The organism is Flavobacterium sp. (assembly GCF_965284515.1).
Taxonomy (GTDB): domain Bacteria; phylum Bacteroidota; class Bacteroidia; order Flavobacteriales; family Flavobacteriaceae; genus Flavobacterium.
In genome coordinates, this window is sequence record NZ_OZ260089.1 from 1,537,361 (window position 1) to 1,551,920 (window position 14,560).

The 14,560-nt window shown below is 30.5% G+C and carries 13 protein-coding genes; 4 read left to right on the forward strand and 9 right to left on the reverse strand.

The genetic code is table 11. From position 1 onward, the window contains the following. The first annotated feature begins 129 nt into the window (after nucleotides 1-129). The gene (locus ACQ65T_RS07105) at nucleotides 130-1,299 is read left to right on the forward strand and encodes a THUMP domain-containing class I SAM-dependent RNA methyltransferase (protein ID WP_430400390.1); all 1,170 of its coding nucleotides are present in this window, start codon (nucleotides 130-132) and stop codon (nucleotides 1,297-1,299) included. A gap of 2 nt (nucleotides 1,300-1,301) precedes the next feature. Then, entirely contained in the window at nucleotides 1,302-1,535 is a 234-nt protein-coding gene (locus ACQ65T_RS07110; RefSeq protein WP_430400391.1) for a hypothetical protein, read from the forward strand. 13 nt (nucleotides 1,536-1,548) lie between these two features. Here the strand turns inward: ACQ65T_RS07110 and ACQ65T_RS07115 are convergent, their stop codons facing one another. From ACQ65T_RS07115 to rlmD, 4 genes are all read right to left on the reverse strand, one after another. After that, a complete protein-coding gene (locus tag ACQ65T_RS07115; protein WP_430400392.1) occupies nucleotides 1,549-2,799 on the reverse strand; it encodes an alpha/beta hydrolase-fold protein in 1,251 nt (416 codons plus the stop codon). 90 nt (nucleotides 2,800-2,889) lie between these two features. Beyond that, a complete protein-coding gene (locus tag ACQ65T_RS07120) occupies nucleotides 2,890-3,579 on the reverse strand; it encodes a DUF6048 family protein (protein ID WP_430400393.1) in 690 nt (229 codons plus the stop codon). Further along, on the reverse strand, nucleotides 3,551-4,054 hold the full coding sequence (locus ACQ65T_RS07125; protein ID WP_430400394.1) for a DUF6452 family protein: 504 nt from the start codon (nucleotides 4,052-4,054) through the stop codon (nucleotides 3,551-3,553). The genes ACQ65T_RS07120 and ACQ65T_RS07125 overlap by 29 nt, the downstream gene beginning before the upstream one ends. A gap of 7 nt (nucleotides 4,055-4,061) precedes the next feature. Beyond that, nucleotides 4,062-5,477 carry a 23S rRNA (uracil(1939)-C(5))-methyltransferase RlmD gene (rlmD, locus tag ACQ65T_RS07130; RefSeq protein WP_430400395.1) on the reverse strand — a complete coding sequence of 472 codons (1,416 nt, stop codon included), beginning with the start codon at nucleotides 5,475-5,477 and terminating at the stop codon, nucleotides 4,062-4,064. A gap of 71 nt (nucleotides 5,478-5,548) precedes the next feature. Between rlmD and ACQ65T_RS07135 the strand changes: the two genes are divergently transcribed. Then, nucleotides 5,549-6,097 (forward strand): DUF1697 domain-containing protein, encoded by a 549-nt coding sequence (locus ACQ65T_RS07135; protein ID WP_430400396.1) that lies wholly within the window; start codon nucleotides 5,549-5,551, stop codon nucleotides 6,095-6,097. 36 nt (nucleotides 6,098-6,133) lie between these two features. On the opposite strand, the gene ACQ65T_RS07140 is transcribed toward ACQ65T_RS07135, so the two are convergent. Continuing rightward, nucleotides 6,134-10,528, reverse strand: coding sequence for a CUB domain-containing protein (locus ACQ65T_RS07140; RefSeq protein ID WP_430400397.1), 4,395 nt, complete (start codon nucleotides 10,526-10,528; stop codon nucleotides 6,134-6,136). A 204-nt stretch (nucleotides 10,529-10,732) separates the two neighbouring features. Between ACQ65T_RS07140 and rocD the strand changes: the two genes are divergently transcribed. Continuing rightward, entirely contained in the window at nucleotides 10,733-12,013 is a 1,281-nt protein-coding gene (gene rocD, locus ACQ65T_RS07145) for an ornithine--oxo-acid transaminase (protein ID WP_430400398.1), read from the forward strand. 58 nt (nucleotides 12,014-12,071) lie between these two features. On the opposite strand, the gene ACQ65T_RS07150 is transcribed toward rocD, so the two are convergent. Genes ACQ65T_RS07150 through ACQ65T_RS07165 form a run of 4 tightly spaced genes read right to left on the reverse strand, consistent with a single transcriptional unit; the run spans nucleotide 12,072 to nucleotide 14,560 of the window. Continuing rightward, a complete protein-coding gene (locus tag ACQ65T_RS07150) occupies nucleotides 12,072-12,833 on the reverse strand; it encodes a superoxide dismutase (RefSeq protein ID WP_430400399.1) in 762 nt (253 codons plus the stop codon). After that, on the reverse strand, nucleotides 12,830-13,111 hold the full coding sequence (locus tag ACQ65T_RS07155) for an acyl-CoA-binding protein (RefSeq protein ID WP_430400400.1): 282 nt from the start codon (nucleotides 13,109-13,111) through the stop codon (nucleotides 12,830-12,832). Before ACQ65T_RS07155 ends, ACQ65T_RS07150 begins: the two co-directional genes overlap by 4 nt. Next, a complete protein-coding gene (locus tag ACQ65T_RS07160) occupies nucleotides 13,111-13,764 on the reverse strand; it encodes a phosphatidylserine decarboxylase family protein (protein ID WP_430400401.1) in 654 nt (217 codons plus the stop codon). Before ACQ65T_RS07160 ends, ACQ65T_RS07155 begins: the two co-directional genes overlap by 1 nt. Next, complete coding sequence (locus ACQ65T_RS07165; RefSeq protein ID WP_430400402.1) at nucleotides 13,754-14,560, reverse strand: phosphatidate cytidylyltransferase; 807 nt, start codon at nucleotides 14,558-14,560, stop codon at nucleotides 13,754-13,756. Before ACQ65T_RS07165 ends, ACQ65T_RS07160 begins: the two co-directional genes overlap by 11 nt.

Here is a 14,560-nt window from a genome sequence, read left to right on the forward strand (position 1 = left end):
AAATTGATTTAAGTTGCAAATTTAGTGTATTTTTGCACTTTAATTCCAATTTTAAACTCTTAGATTTTGGTTTTAAGAACATTTTACACTTTTGCAATTGGTTTTTGCAATTGAAATTGAATTTTGAAGATGGAAAATTTTAAAATGGTTGCCAAAACCTTATTTGGATTTGAAGAATTATTAGCGAAAGAATTAACACAATTAGGCGCTCAAAAAGTAGAGCAAGGAGTTCGTGTGGTTACTTTTATGGGAGATAAGGGTTTTATGTACAAAGCAAATTTAGGTTTGCGAACTGCTTTAAAAATATTAAAACCTATTAAAACATTTAAAGCTGTTAATGATTTGGCTTTGTATAAAGGAATTCAATCGATTGACTGGTCTGATTATTTTTCGGCACACCAATCGTTTTTAATTGATACTACGTTACATTCAGATCATTTTAACCATAGTCAGTACGTCGCTTTAAAGTCGAAAGATGCTATTGTAGACCAATTTAGAGACAATCAAGGAAAAAGACCAAGTGTAGATAAAGATTTTCCAGATTTAAGAATTCATGTACATATTGATAGAGATCAAGTTACGGTTTCATTAGATACTTCTGGTGAATCGTTGCACAGAAGAGGTTATAAAACAGCTACGAACATTGCACCAATTAATGAAGTTTTAGCTGCAGGAATGTTGATGCTTTCTGGTTGGGATGGAACTTCTCATTTTATTGATCCAATGTGTGGTAGTGGAACTATTTTAGCAGAAGCCGCAATGATTGCATGTAATATTCCAGCGAATATAAACAGGAAAGAATTTGCATTTGAAAAATGGAACGATTGGGACAGCCAATTGTTTGACAATATTTTAGAATCGTTATTGAAGAAAACACGCGAGTTTCATTATACGATTACAGGTTATGATAAAGCACCAAGTGCTGTTTCTAAGGCAAAGGATAATATAGAAAATGCTAATTTGGCAGAATACATTACTATAAAACAAGCCAACTTTTTTGAAACAGAAAAAGAAACAGACGGACCTTTACATATGGTATTCAATCCACCTTATGGAGAACGTTTAGATATTGATATGGAACGTTTTTACAGAGAAATTGGCGATACATTAAAACAAGGTTATTCTGATACTAATGCTTGGTTTATTACAGCAAATTTAGATGCATTGAAGTTTGTTGGCTTGCGTCCTTCAAGAAAAATTAAACTTTTTAATGGTAAGCTAGAAGCGCGTATGGTTAAATACGAAATGTATGCTGGTAGTAAAAAAGGAAAGTATATGAACAATAATGAAGATCAGTAGATATGAGTAAGTCAACAAAAGCCTTATTATATAACTTTTTAGGTTTTACAGGAATATATGTGCCAACATATTTATTGGTAATGAATTTTACCAACTTAATAGGTTTATGGATTGCAGGAACAGCATTTATGATTTCTTTATTAATTGCTCCAAAATACCAAGCTGTTAAGACCAAAGAAGGCGAAAAGCTATTTGTAAAATGGTTGTTTGTAAAAGGAGTAAAGGAAGTGAAATAATTTAGCTCCTCTATTACTTTTTCTTTAAAGCTTCAATTCTCTCTTTAAAATAATTATCATTACTTATTTTATAAGCTTTAATAACAAAATTTAATGCTTTATCATTGTCTCCATTCCTTTCATAATAGTCAGCCATAGAGTCATAGGAATTCGCGCTATTTGGGTAAAATTCAATACAAAAATCAAAGTACATTTTTGCTTTTTCCATTTGTTCCATATCCATATTCATGTAGCCCGAAATGTTTAAAAGTTCCTCAGGATAAGGAGGTACAGCATATCCAAAATGAATTTTAAGTTTCTTTTCTCTATATTTTATAATTTCGTTTAATTCTTCTTTTGAGGTTTCAAAGTTATTTATTTTATATGTATTTTCCATTTGATACCATTCGAAAACAGAAATTAAACCATCCATAATAGAAGGAAAAATAATTGTTCCATGAATGTCTTTTGGGTAAAATTTCCAATCATAATGTAATCCGTTTTTACTGTTTTGTTTTACAACATCTGAAAAGGAAATATTTGATCTTGAAAATAAAGTAAAATCAGAAGAATCTTGCATAACATTGTCAATTGTTATGTTTGGATCTTGCATATTCAATTGTCCGTTTAAGGACATAAATAAAGATTTACTTTGGTAATTTTTACTAGACAGAATTTTTTGAGATTCCTTTAATAGTTTTTGATTATCCCAATCAAGACTTGGATCTATAGCTACATAATTAGAAAATAATTGTGGGTGATGGATTAAAGAATAAATGGTAAATAAACCGCCATAAGAATGACCAATTAGAGTTCTAAAATTTGTAACAGGATATTTATTTTCAACGTAGGGAATTAATTCAGTTTCTATGAAATTACTAAAAAGATCTGCCTCACCATTTTCTTGATTAAATGGCAATCCATTCATTTCTGTTACTTTAGAAGTTGTTAAATCACGCATTCTATTTTTATCGTTCGCAATACCAATAAGAACCATTTCTGGTGTAAAGCCACCGCTATAAAAATTTTGAAAATTGGTTACTGTTGGTAATAAAATTTCACCATCTAAAATAAAAATGACTGGATATTTTTCTTTTTTATTAGCGTTATAATTAGCTGGAAGTTGTACATATATTTTTCTGTATTCTTTTAGTTTTTTTGAATATAGACTATCTACAACTCCAACTTTTTGTAAAAACTGATTTTCTTGTTTGGTTTGCCCAATTGTATATTGTTGAAATAAAAAACTTAAGAAAGTGATTAAAATTATATATACTTTATTCATTATTTTTATTTAAGTTTATTCTTAAGTTTAGAATATTCATATAATTATAACTCATAAATAAAAAAAATAGTATTTATTTATAAATATTTCTTACTTCTTTTTATAAATAGGAATCATGTAACTCAATGTGTAATTGAAACCTGCTCCAAATTTTCCGTCATAGGTTCTATTGAAACCAGGAATGTATAAATTATCAAAATTATCAGGTTTTTTATTAGACACTAAATAATTTAATCGAACTGAAAAACCCAAATAGAAGTTGTTTAAAATTTTCGCTTTAACACCACCTACAACTTCAAGCCAACTTGCGGTTAATCCGTTAAATTTTTCACCAGAAACAACAGTGTTTTCACCATAATAATTTGTTGGTTCATAAATGGTATATGTATTTAATGTCTGGCTAAAGCTACTTACTCCGTAACGCATTCCAGCATAAATCATGTTTTCCATGTCAAGCCAATTTTCATAAGCATTATAATCAAAACCAACTTTAAAATACGTTCCTTTTGTAGTAAAGTTAAATCGGTCGTCATCAACAGTTTTATCTTCATTACCCAATTCTCCTGCGATATATAATTTTTTAGAAACTCTATAATCTCCTACAATTTCTAAACCTTGGTAGTCTTTATCGTAAAATGATTTTGATAATCGATGTAAATCTACTCCAACACGCAAACCATAACGTTGAGCAATTTTTGTAGTGTCTTTTAATTGAGCATTTCCAGTAATTGAAAACAAGACAAAAAGAAGACTAAAAGTATATTTTAATGTGTGTTTCATTTTCGTTTTCAATTGTCGTTTGTTCAATGGTTATGTTCTGTATCCAGTTATCAGTATCAGTTGTTAAAACTGCTCCTGTAGTTGTTTCAAGCGTAAAATTTGATTTGTATCCACAAGCTCTTGAAACATATATATCTTGACGTGTGTAGTTGAATGTTATTTCATCAATATTATCATTTCCAGTATCAGAATCACTACCGTTTTCTATGAATTGAAGTGTCGTTGTGTTATCTGTCGTTTTAAGTGGAGCAGTAGCAATACTTACACCATTAAAACCAAATCCTTCAGCAAAACCAGGAGCAATAATCCCTAAATTGGTAACTGTTTTTAAAACGGTGGGGTTTGAATTATCATAAAATTCAATAACCACTCTTGGAGTAGTTGGAGTACCTTCTGCACAAATATCATCTTTTTCGCAATTCCAAAAAGAAAAAGCAAATAAGGTTATAAGTATAAGAAATGCATATTTTTTCATATCCAGTTTATTTTCTTTTTTCTAACAAAACAACATTCTCTACATGATGCGTTTGCGGAAACATATCTACAGGACGTACACGAGTTACTTTGTATGTTTCATCCATTAAAGCTAAATCACGTGCTTGTGTGGCACTGTTACAACTTACATAAACTACTTTTTGAGGAGCAATTTTTAAAATTTGGGCAACAACATCTTTATGCATTCCATCTCTAGGAGGATCGGTAATAATAATATCTGGTTGACCGTGTTGTGCTATAAATTCGTCATTAAATACATTTTTCATGTCACCAACAAAGAACTCACAATTGGTAATATTATTGCGAACTGCATTTGCTTGTGCATCTTTAATAGCGTCAGGAACTGCTTCAACTCCAATTACTTTCTTAGCTTGTTTAGAAACAAATTGAGCAATTGTTCCTGTTCCTGTATATAAATCGTATACGAGTTCATTTCCGGTCAAACCAGCAAATTCTCTAGTTATTTTATATAATTCGTAGGCTTGATCAGAATTGGTTTGATAAAAAGATTTTGCATTTACACTAAAATGTAAACCTTCCATTTCTTCTAAAATATATTCGCGACCTTTGAATAAAACTACTTCTTGGTCGTAAATAGTATCATTTGGTTTACTGTTTACAACATATAATAACGATGTTATAGAAGGAAATTTTTCGCTTAAATGGTTTAAAATTAACTCAATATTTTTCTTATCATTTTCAAAAAACTGAATTAACACCATGATTTCACCAGTTGATGCAGTACGAATCATTAATGTTCGCAGTAATCCGCTGTGTTCTCTTGGGTTAAAAAATGTTAAGTTGTGCTCATTTGCAAAAGTTCGAACTTCATTTCTAATGTCATTTGAAGGATCTTGTTGTAAGTGACATTTTTCAATATCTAAAATTTTGTCCCACATTCTTGGAATATGAAATCCTAATGCATTTTTATTGTCAAATTCTTTTCCTGATTGAATTTCTTCATCTGTCATCCATCTTGAATTTGAAAAACCGAATTCCATTTTATTTCTGTAGAAAAATTGTTCTTTAGAACCTAAAATTTCTTCAAATTCAGGTAATTCTATTTTACCAATTCGTTTTAAGTTATTTTGAACTTCTTGGTTTTTATAAAATAATTGTTGCTCATACTTCATGTTCTGCCACTTGCAACCACCGCAAACACCAAAATGTTCACAAACAGGCTCTGTTCGATGTTCTGAAAAACTATGAATTTTTGTTGCTTTTCCTTCGTAATAGGCTTTACGTTTTTTTAAAGTTTGTATATCAACTACATCACCAGGTACCACATTTGGTAAAAATATTACCTTTCCGTCTGGTGCTTTTGCTACCGATACGCCTTTCGCTCCTGCGTCTAGGACTTCTACGTTTTCAAAAACGATTTTTTCTGTTCTTCTTTTTCCCATGACGCAAAAATAAGGATTGTTAGTTGTTTTTAATAAATTATTTTACTTTTATACAAAATTCAAAAATAGAGATGATTACACACTTGGTTTTACTTCGCGGAATAAATGTTTCTGGACACAATATGATGAAAATGGATGCGCTTAAAAAAGCTCTAGAAAATATTGGTTTTTTAAATGTGCAAACGTATATTCAATCAGGAAATGTGTTTGTTGATACCGATGAAGAAAATGCGCCAAGTGTAGGTTTTAAAATAAAACAAGAAATTTTTAAAACTTTTGGTCATGAAGTTCCAACTGTTGTAATTGGAAGAGCAGATTTAGAAGCTTGTTTTAAAAACAATCATTTTTTAAGAGAAAATAATGTTGATACTAAGAAGTTATATGTTGCTTTTATTTCTAAAGAATTGGCAGATGGGTCTATAAATGATTTGAAAATGAGTATGGTTAAGCCTGATGCTGCACAAATAGACGGACCACGGATTTTTATAAAATATGCAGTAGGTGCAGGGAAAACAAAGTTTGATCAAAAATATATTGAAAAGAAGTTGAATGTTACGGCAACAATTCGAAATTGGAATACAGTTACGAAGTTGTTAGAAATGTATAATGAAAGAGTATAAAAAAATCCGGAAGTAATTGCTTCCAGATTTTTTGTTTTAGTGAATAATTTTTACCGTTTTTTCTTTATTAGTATTGCTAATTACTTTTACCAAAAGAGTTTGGTTTTGAGTTGTAAGATTTCGAATTTCAATTGTATTTGAATTGATATTCTTTTTATTAAATAATGTTCTACCAATAATATCAAATACAATTACCTCTTTTATCTCTTCATTTTTAGAATCAATTGTGATAATTTCATTTGAAGAAAATACTTGAAGTTGATTCAATTCAAAATCTTCATTTCCTAAAAATGAATTTTTATATACAATTTCAAAGCGATTTGTTATGTTGCCTGAGTCAGAATAAAAAGAATACTGGTTTTCCTTAATGTTGTGAATTGTATTTGTTTGATTGTCTTTTAAATAGATTTCTTGATTAGAAAATAAACCATCTGCATTTTCAAAAGCAATTGAATAGTTTCCAGAAGATTTGATTTCGATTCCTAAAGGAACAATATCCTCATCTGAAAAAGGCAAACCTCTACCTTGAATTACATATTCTTCATTATCAATAAAATTAAATAAATAAGATTTGCCTTTATCTAATACTTCTCCGTCAATTTGTGCATCAATACCATGACTTGCATTTTCGGTATATCCAATAAGAATTTGGTTGTAATTGGTTGTTTCATTATTTAAATTTAACCAAAAGCGATGTGTTTCAGGCTCTTCATTAATTCTGAAAAATTGCGAACTTGTTGCAGCATTTACTCTTTGGTTATTTTTAAACAATGCATTTCCAGCAGTTGATTTATTTATATAGAAACCTTGTCCAACATTTATTGTTCCATTAGGAATTGAACCTCCAGCCGTAGCAGCTGTTCCTCCAAGAGTTGTATAGGAAGCATAATTATTTGAGGGGTAAGTTCCGCCAGAAGCAGTCGCTGTGTGTGTCCAAAAGTACAATGTGTTTATGGATGGGTTTTGCCCTAAAAAAGAATTTCCACTTATTGGTGAAGCATAAGGATTACCTAATAAATTATAGCCTATTCCAACCGGAATATTCATAGTTCCGTTTGCAGGAACACCATTAAATTGTCCGTTATAAATTGTTGGAGTAGAGGTAGACCAATTATTTGCCACTCTAATTAAATATCCTTTTCCTGATTCAAAATCTAAATTTGAATTAACTGTTTGATAAGCACTTGCAGTTGTTGTTCCGGTGTACAAATATTCGTAAAATCTATTCGATAATGTATTAGGAGAAAAAGCTTGTAATTGTTGGTTTTCAACCGGCGATGACCAAGCAGTATAATCCAAACGAACCATTGGTGATGAATTTCTTTTTACTATTATGTTTCCAGAATTGGTTACATCATTCACTTGACGCAAAGCTCCGTTATTTTCAATTGATAATAATGAACCTGAATTAACTGTTATAGCATCATTCAAAATTAAAGTGTGATTGGTGTTAATTGTAACTTGAGCATTTGAATTTAAAGTTGCCGAACAACCTAAAATACTTCCTGTAGAAGAATAATTTCCGCTAAATATAAGTACTTTTGTAAGCGCAGGATTTCCGTTGTTCCAGCTAGAACCGTTCCAAGTGGTTGTAATATCACCACAGTTTAAGTTGGCTAAAACAGTAAAGTTATAAGCACTTTCGTTACAATCGTTATTGTTTACAGTAATTATTGCAGTTCTAGATCCAATATCTGTTGGTGTAAACGTAACTGTAAAAGTGGTTGAATTACCAACAGATATAACTTTTGGCAATGTGATGTTTCCAACTGTGAAATTACTCGCATTTGTCCCTGAAACTGCTATTGAACTAATATTTAAGTCAGCATAACCATTTATATTATCAATAGTATATGTTTTGGTGATTGTTGTATTGTTAATTAGACCAAAATTAGTATCATCAATTAATGATGGTGTAGAATCTCCACTTAGAATTGAAGTTCCGTTTCCAGTAATATTAATTTCGGGAGCAGCAGTTACATTAAGTGTAATAGAAGCACAACTTCCTCCTGAAACACAGCCTCCATCACCTCGAACATAATAGGTTGTGGTAGTAGTTGGATTAACATTAAATGTTGAAGTTGAAGTAGAGCCAATTAAAGTTCCTCCACATGATCCAGAATAAATATTCCATTGCGTAGCATCATTTAAATTTCCTGTAATTGTAAGAGTACTCGATTCTCCTGAACAAATTGTTGTTGGACTTAAAGATAATGTTGGGATACTTGGTAAACTACAAGACGAAGTACAAGTCCAATTTGCTACCCAACCAGATCTCATAGTTGCATTGTCAGAAGTGAATTTTATGGTTAAGCTTCCTCCAGAAGAAGTAATGCTTGGAGGTGTGTTTGTATTGGTGTATGTTCCAAGTAGAGTAGAAGCTGTTGTTGGACCATCATAAATACGAATAAAGTCGTAATTATTTTCAATATTAAAAGCACTAAAGGATAAAGTAACCGATGAAGCTCCCGTTGGGGAAATTGTATACGTATAGTTTTCGTTATTTGTGTAACCTCCTAAAACTCCTCCTGTGTCAGTGAATATTCCCGAACAATTTGAATCGACAATATTGGTTATAGTGCTAGAATTTGTAAACTCATTTGAATTAGCAACCGATTTGACTCCAGCATTACAAACTGATTTTACAGTCCAAATATATTGAGCTCCAGCTGCTAAACCAGAAACGACAATGTTATTTGTTGTTGATGTGTAAATTGTTGGACTTGCTTCTAATGTTTGTTTGAAGGAAATTTCATAGCTTAATGCGCTTGGAACAGTATTCCAATTTAATTGTACACTGTTATGATTCATGTTACTTTCACTTAATCCAGTTGGCATTTCGCAAGCAATTGAAGAGGTATTGCAAGAATAATTAGCAACCCATCCAGTATCTACAGTCGCACAATCTGTTCTAAATTCCAATAACATTTTTCCGCTATTTGCAGTAATTGCTGGCGGTAATGTTGTTCCGTTTAAAACAGCAAGTAATGGATCATTATGCGAATCACCATCATAAATATATAAATAATCGTAATTTGTTTCTAAACTTAAGGAAGTGAAATTTAATGTAACACTTGTTGCACCTGTTGGTTGAATTTTATAAAAAACACGTTCGTCATTTCCATAATTTCCAGTTGAACCTCCAGAATCATAAATAGTTCCGCTGCAAGCTGTGTAAGTTATCGAAGTTGCACTTACAGCATCATTAATTAAATCATAATATCTATTCCAATCCCAATACGGACCTGGGTCAACATGTGTTTGTGATGGAAAATGCTGATGCCCTTTTATTTTAAAACAACCATCACTGATTGAATTTACACCAACATCGCCATTTTTATCATATGTTCTAATGATTGGAATTCCATTTCTAGCTGCAATATCTTTGGTCAAAACAGCTGACTTTTGATACATTACACTTGTATACCAAGTTGGGTCATCTATATACCCTTCATGTTCAATACCAACGGCATATGGATTTGAATTACTAACGTGCCAAGCTTTATCAATTTCACAAACTGATTGAGTAATTTGACCATCTGAAGCTCTCATATTATAATGCGCAGAAACATTTGCAGCAGGATTTTGAAACCAAGAAATAGCTCCTGCATAGGAACCTTGCATAGTGTGAATAGTTACATGTGTAATTGCAGTTCCACTTCTTGAACTATAGTTTGATGGGTCTGCTGCTGCAGATAATATTGCATAGGGAAAACTTCCTGAAACATCATTACAAGGAGGTGCTAAACGATTGTATGTTGAATTGTAATTTCTACCATTAATTTGATTGTTTTCAATTGAAACACTTGAAGAATTAAGTATTTGAAAATTTTCTTTACCAAAAATATCTTCTAAACTGAAACTGTACTTTGGTAAATTATACGATTCCTGAAATTTAGAATCTAATAAATTTTTAAAGATCGAATATAATTGCGTGTCGAAAGCAAAGTTATTTGCAGTGTTTTGATTGTTCGGAATTTCCGATAAAGCGTCAATTACTATTTCATGATTTTGAACTGGTTTGTTTCTTAAATTATGCAATTCTAATAATGCATCATACGCTTTTGCAAATGCAAGAATGTTTGTTTTAGGATTTAATTTAATATCCTCAATAGTATATTTTGAAATAGAAGCAACTTCTAATAAGGAATTTCTAAAATAATTTTTACCATCTTCCACTAAACCCATAACACCAAAATGAAAAGGTAATCCTGTACAACTAGGAATTCCGTATTCAGGTTCAATATGTTGAATATGAGTTTTTGTGTAAGCTATAGATTCTAATATTCCTCTTGGTATAGATGGATAAGTATTATAGGCTTCTTCAAAATGTTTTTCAAATTGGTTATTAGGAGATACTTCCCATATTTGAGAATAACAATTGAAAGAAATTAAGAAGCAAAAAAAAGGAAAAAGTATTTTTTTAATCATAGCTGTTACATAAACAATTGAAATTCAAATATAAATGATTATTTTGAGATTTGAATATTATTAATGCAACAAAGATTTTTGTTTTAAAATATTGTTTCCTTTTTCTTTATAAAAATGCTTTCATTTTGTATTTTTGTTCAAATATGGATGATTTCTCTCCAAAAGAAGGAATTGAGATTACAAAATCAACAAAATAAATAGAGTATGTCAGTTAAAGAAAAAATGAGTTCAGCTGAAATAATTAAGTTAGAAGACAAACATGGAGCACACAATTACCATCCACTTCCAGTAGTTTTGAGTAAAGGAGATGGGGTTTATGTCTGGGATGTAGAAGGTAAAAAGTATTATGATTTCTTGTCTGCTTATTCTGCGGTTAATCAAGGGCATTGTCATCCAAAAATTGTTGGAGCAATGACTAATCAAGCTGAAACACTTACTTTAACGTCTAGAGCATTTTATAATGATAAGTTAGGTGTTTATGAGAAATATGTAACTGAATATTTTGGTTTTGATAAAGTTTTGCCAATGAATACAGGTGCTGAGGCGGTAGAAACTGCTTTGAAAATTTGTAGAAAATGGGCTTATGAAAAGAAAGGAATAGATGAAAATGAGGCGCAAATTATTGTTTGTGAAAATAACTTCCACGGAAGAACTACAACAATTATTTCATTTTCAAATGATGAAAATGCTCGTAAAAATTTCGGACCATATACAGCAGGATTTATTAAAATTGCATATGATGATTTAGATGCTTTGGAACAAGCAATAACATCTTCAAAAAATATAGCAGGATTCTTAGTTGAGCCTATTCAAGGTGAAGCAGGTGTTTACGTTCCAAGTGAAGATTATTTAGCTAAAGCTAAAGCTCTTTGTAAAGCTAATAATGTTTTATTTATTGCAGATGAAGTTCAAACAGGAATTGCAAGAACTGGTTCTTTACTTGCAGTATGTGGAAATTGTTCTTGCGAAGCGAAATGTGAAAAGCAATCAACATATGTTCAGCCTGATGTTCTAATATTAGGTAAAGCATTATCTGGCGGGGCATACCCAGTATCAGCTGTTTTAGCCAACGATGAGATTATGAATGTAATTAAGCCAGGACAACACGGTTCAACTTTTGGTGGAAACCCAGTTGCTGCAGCTGTAGCTATGGCGGCATTAGATGTTGTTAATGATGAAAGTTTGTCTCAAAACGCAAGAGTTTTAGGAAAATTATTTAGATCTGAATTGCAAAAATATATTGATACAAGTTCAATAGCTACACTTGTAAGAGGTAAAGGATTATTGAATGCAGTTGTAATTAACGATACTGAAGAAAGTGATACTGCTTGGAACATATGTATGGCATTAAGAGATAATGGTCTCTTAGCTAAACCAACACACGGTAACATTATCCGTTTTGCACCACCTTTGGTTATGAATGAAGAGCAATTATTAGATTGTGTTTCTATTATAATTAAAACATTAAAACAGTTTGAAAAATAATAATTGGATTAATTATAAACAATAAAAAAAGCTCTGAAAATTTCAGAGCTTTTTTTATTTATAAGGATTCGTATTTTTTACTGATTAAGTCCCAATTTAATAATTCAAATACCTTTTTAAGGTATTCTACTTTTCTGTTTTGAAATTGTAAATAATAAGCATGTTCCCATGTATCGATATTAAATAGAGGAGTTCCTTTTATTAAAGCATCTTTCATTAAAGGATTATCATTGTTTATTGTTGTAACGATTTCTAAATCACCTTTCTTGTTTAGAATCAACCAAGTCCATCCAGAGCCTTCAAGGTTTGAAGCTGTTGTAATAATTTTTTGTTTGAAAGCATCAAATGAGCCAAAATGTTTATCTATAGCCATAGTTAAAGTGTCACTAGGTTTTAGGTCTGATTTTGGAGCTAAGTTTTCAAAAAACAAATTATGATTATAATAACCACCAGCGCTTTTTCTTAACTCTATATTGTTTACATCTAAATTAAGTAGTATATCTTCAATTTTGGTTTTTTTAGACCATTTATTTTCTGCAACAATTTTATTTAACTTGTTGGCGTAACTTAAAAGGTGTTTAGAATAATGAGTTTCCATTGTTCTTCCATCTAAGTTAGGTGCATAATCTTCAAACTTATATTTTAGTTGAACCAATTCAAAAGGGCCAGTTTCGGATTTAATTTCATTTGAGTTTGTGAAATTTGAAGCTTTTTCTTCAATAATTTCTGGCTCTGGAATTTGAACCTCTACTAAATTATCGTTGTTTTTACAAGAAATGAATAGAATAAAAAATGATGTGACTAAGAGGTAAATTCTCATAAATTTCTTTCCTTCATTAGTTTATTAATGATAGTGATGTATTGCTCCATAGCTTCTTCTATGGATAAGTGTTTTACTTGCATCCATGCATTTAGTTTAAATGCGTTTCTAATGTCTTGTGGGTTTTGAAAATACATATTTCGGGTATTGCCACTGGTTGCTTGCTTGTAAAGTCCATATAAAACTAATTGTAAATCCTGTGGAACAGAATCTTGCGGGACCAGTTGGGCATTTTTAAAAGCCTCTTCAAATGATATTTCTAACTCTTCTCTAGTCATTAATTTTTCTTTGATATTACAGTTTTACCACCAACAGCAATTTCATTCAATTTTACATTAATTTCTGTGCCTAATGGAAAGTATAAGTCAACTCTAGAACCAAATTTAATAAACCCAGCATCTTTACCTTGAACAGCTCTCATACCTTCTTCGGCATAATTTACAATTCTTCTTGCTAGTGCACCTGCAATTTGACGGTACATAACTTCTCCATAAACTCTATTATTTATAACAACAGTAGTTCTTTCGTTTTCTTCACTTGCTTTTGGATGCCAAGCTACTAAATACTTTCCAGGATGATATTTACTATATTTTACAACCCCATTTAATGCATAACGCGTTACGTGAACATTTATTGGAGACATAAATATAGAAACCATCAATCTTTGATCTTTAAAATATTCAGGCTCATATACTTCTTCTATTACAACTACTTTTCCATCTACTGGTGCAAGTATGTGATTGTCGCTATTGTCAATTTCTCTTTTTGGGTTTCTGAAAAATTGCAAAACCATTACTAAAAGGAATATTGCCAATAATAAAATTAAGCTTTTTAACCATACAATAGAAATAAAAGCATCACTTAAAAAAATTACACCAACAACAATTATAAGTGTAACAAAAATTATTTTTGAACCTTCTTTATGAAACATAACGTAAAATTAAATAAAACAAATTAATAAATGGAATTACAAATATAATACTATCTAATCGATCTAAGATTCCTCCATGACCTGGCATTATTGTACCGCTATCTTTAACTCCTGCAACTCTTTTTAGTTTTGACTCAATTAAGTCTCCTAAAGTACTAAATATACTAACTATTATGGCTATTATTATCCAAAAATAAATGTGTTTCACTTCTATGAAATACTTGGCTAATAGAATTCCACAAATTACTGAAAAAATTAATCCCCCAATAAAACCTTCAATTGTTTTTTTAGGGGAAACCGAAGGAAATAATTTGTTTTTGCCAAAATTCTTTCCTACAAGATAAGCAAAAGTATCATTAGTCCAAATTAACACAATGATACTAATTAAGATGTCTGAATTATAGCCTTTTACACCAATAGGGACATAGTTTGTAAGTATAAAAGGGAAAATAATATATCCAATTAAAATTAAATATTGAGTAATAATATCAAATTCTTTATCATTCTTTTGAAATAAAAAATATAGTAATCTTATTGAGATTAAAATAGTGAATAGGGTAATACTATTGTTAATTAAAATATTGTAAGATTGATTATAGAAAGCATAATAAGCAAAGCCTGCAATTAAGATTCCAGCATAAAAATTTACCGAAGTCATTTTTGCATATTCGTAGACTCCAAAAACTAGTAAAATTGAAAAAAGTATAGCTAAACTTTCTTTAGAATATAAAATGCAGCTCAATAATAAAATTATATAGACTGCCCCAGAAAGAGCTCTTTTTAGTGTTTCATTCAT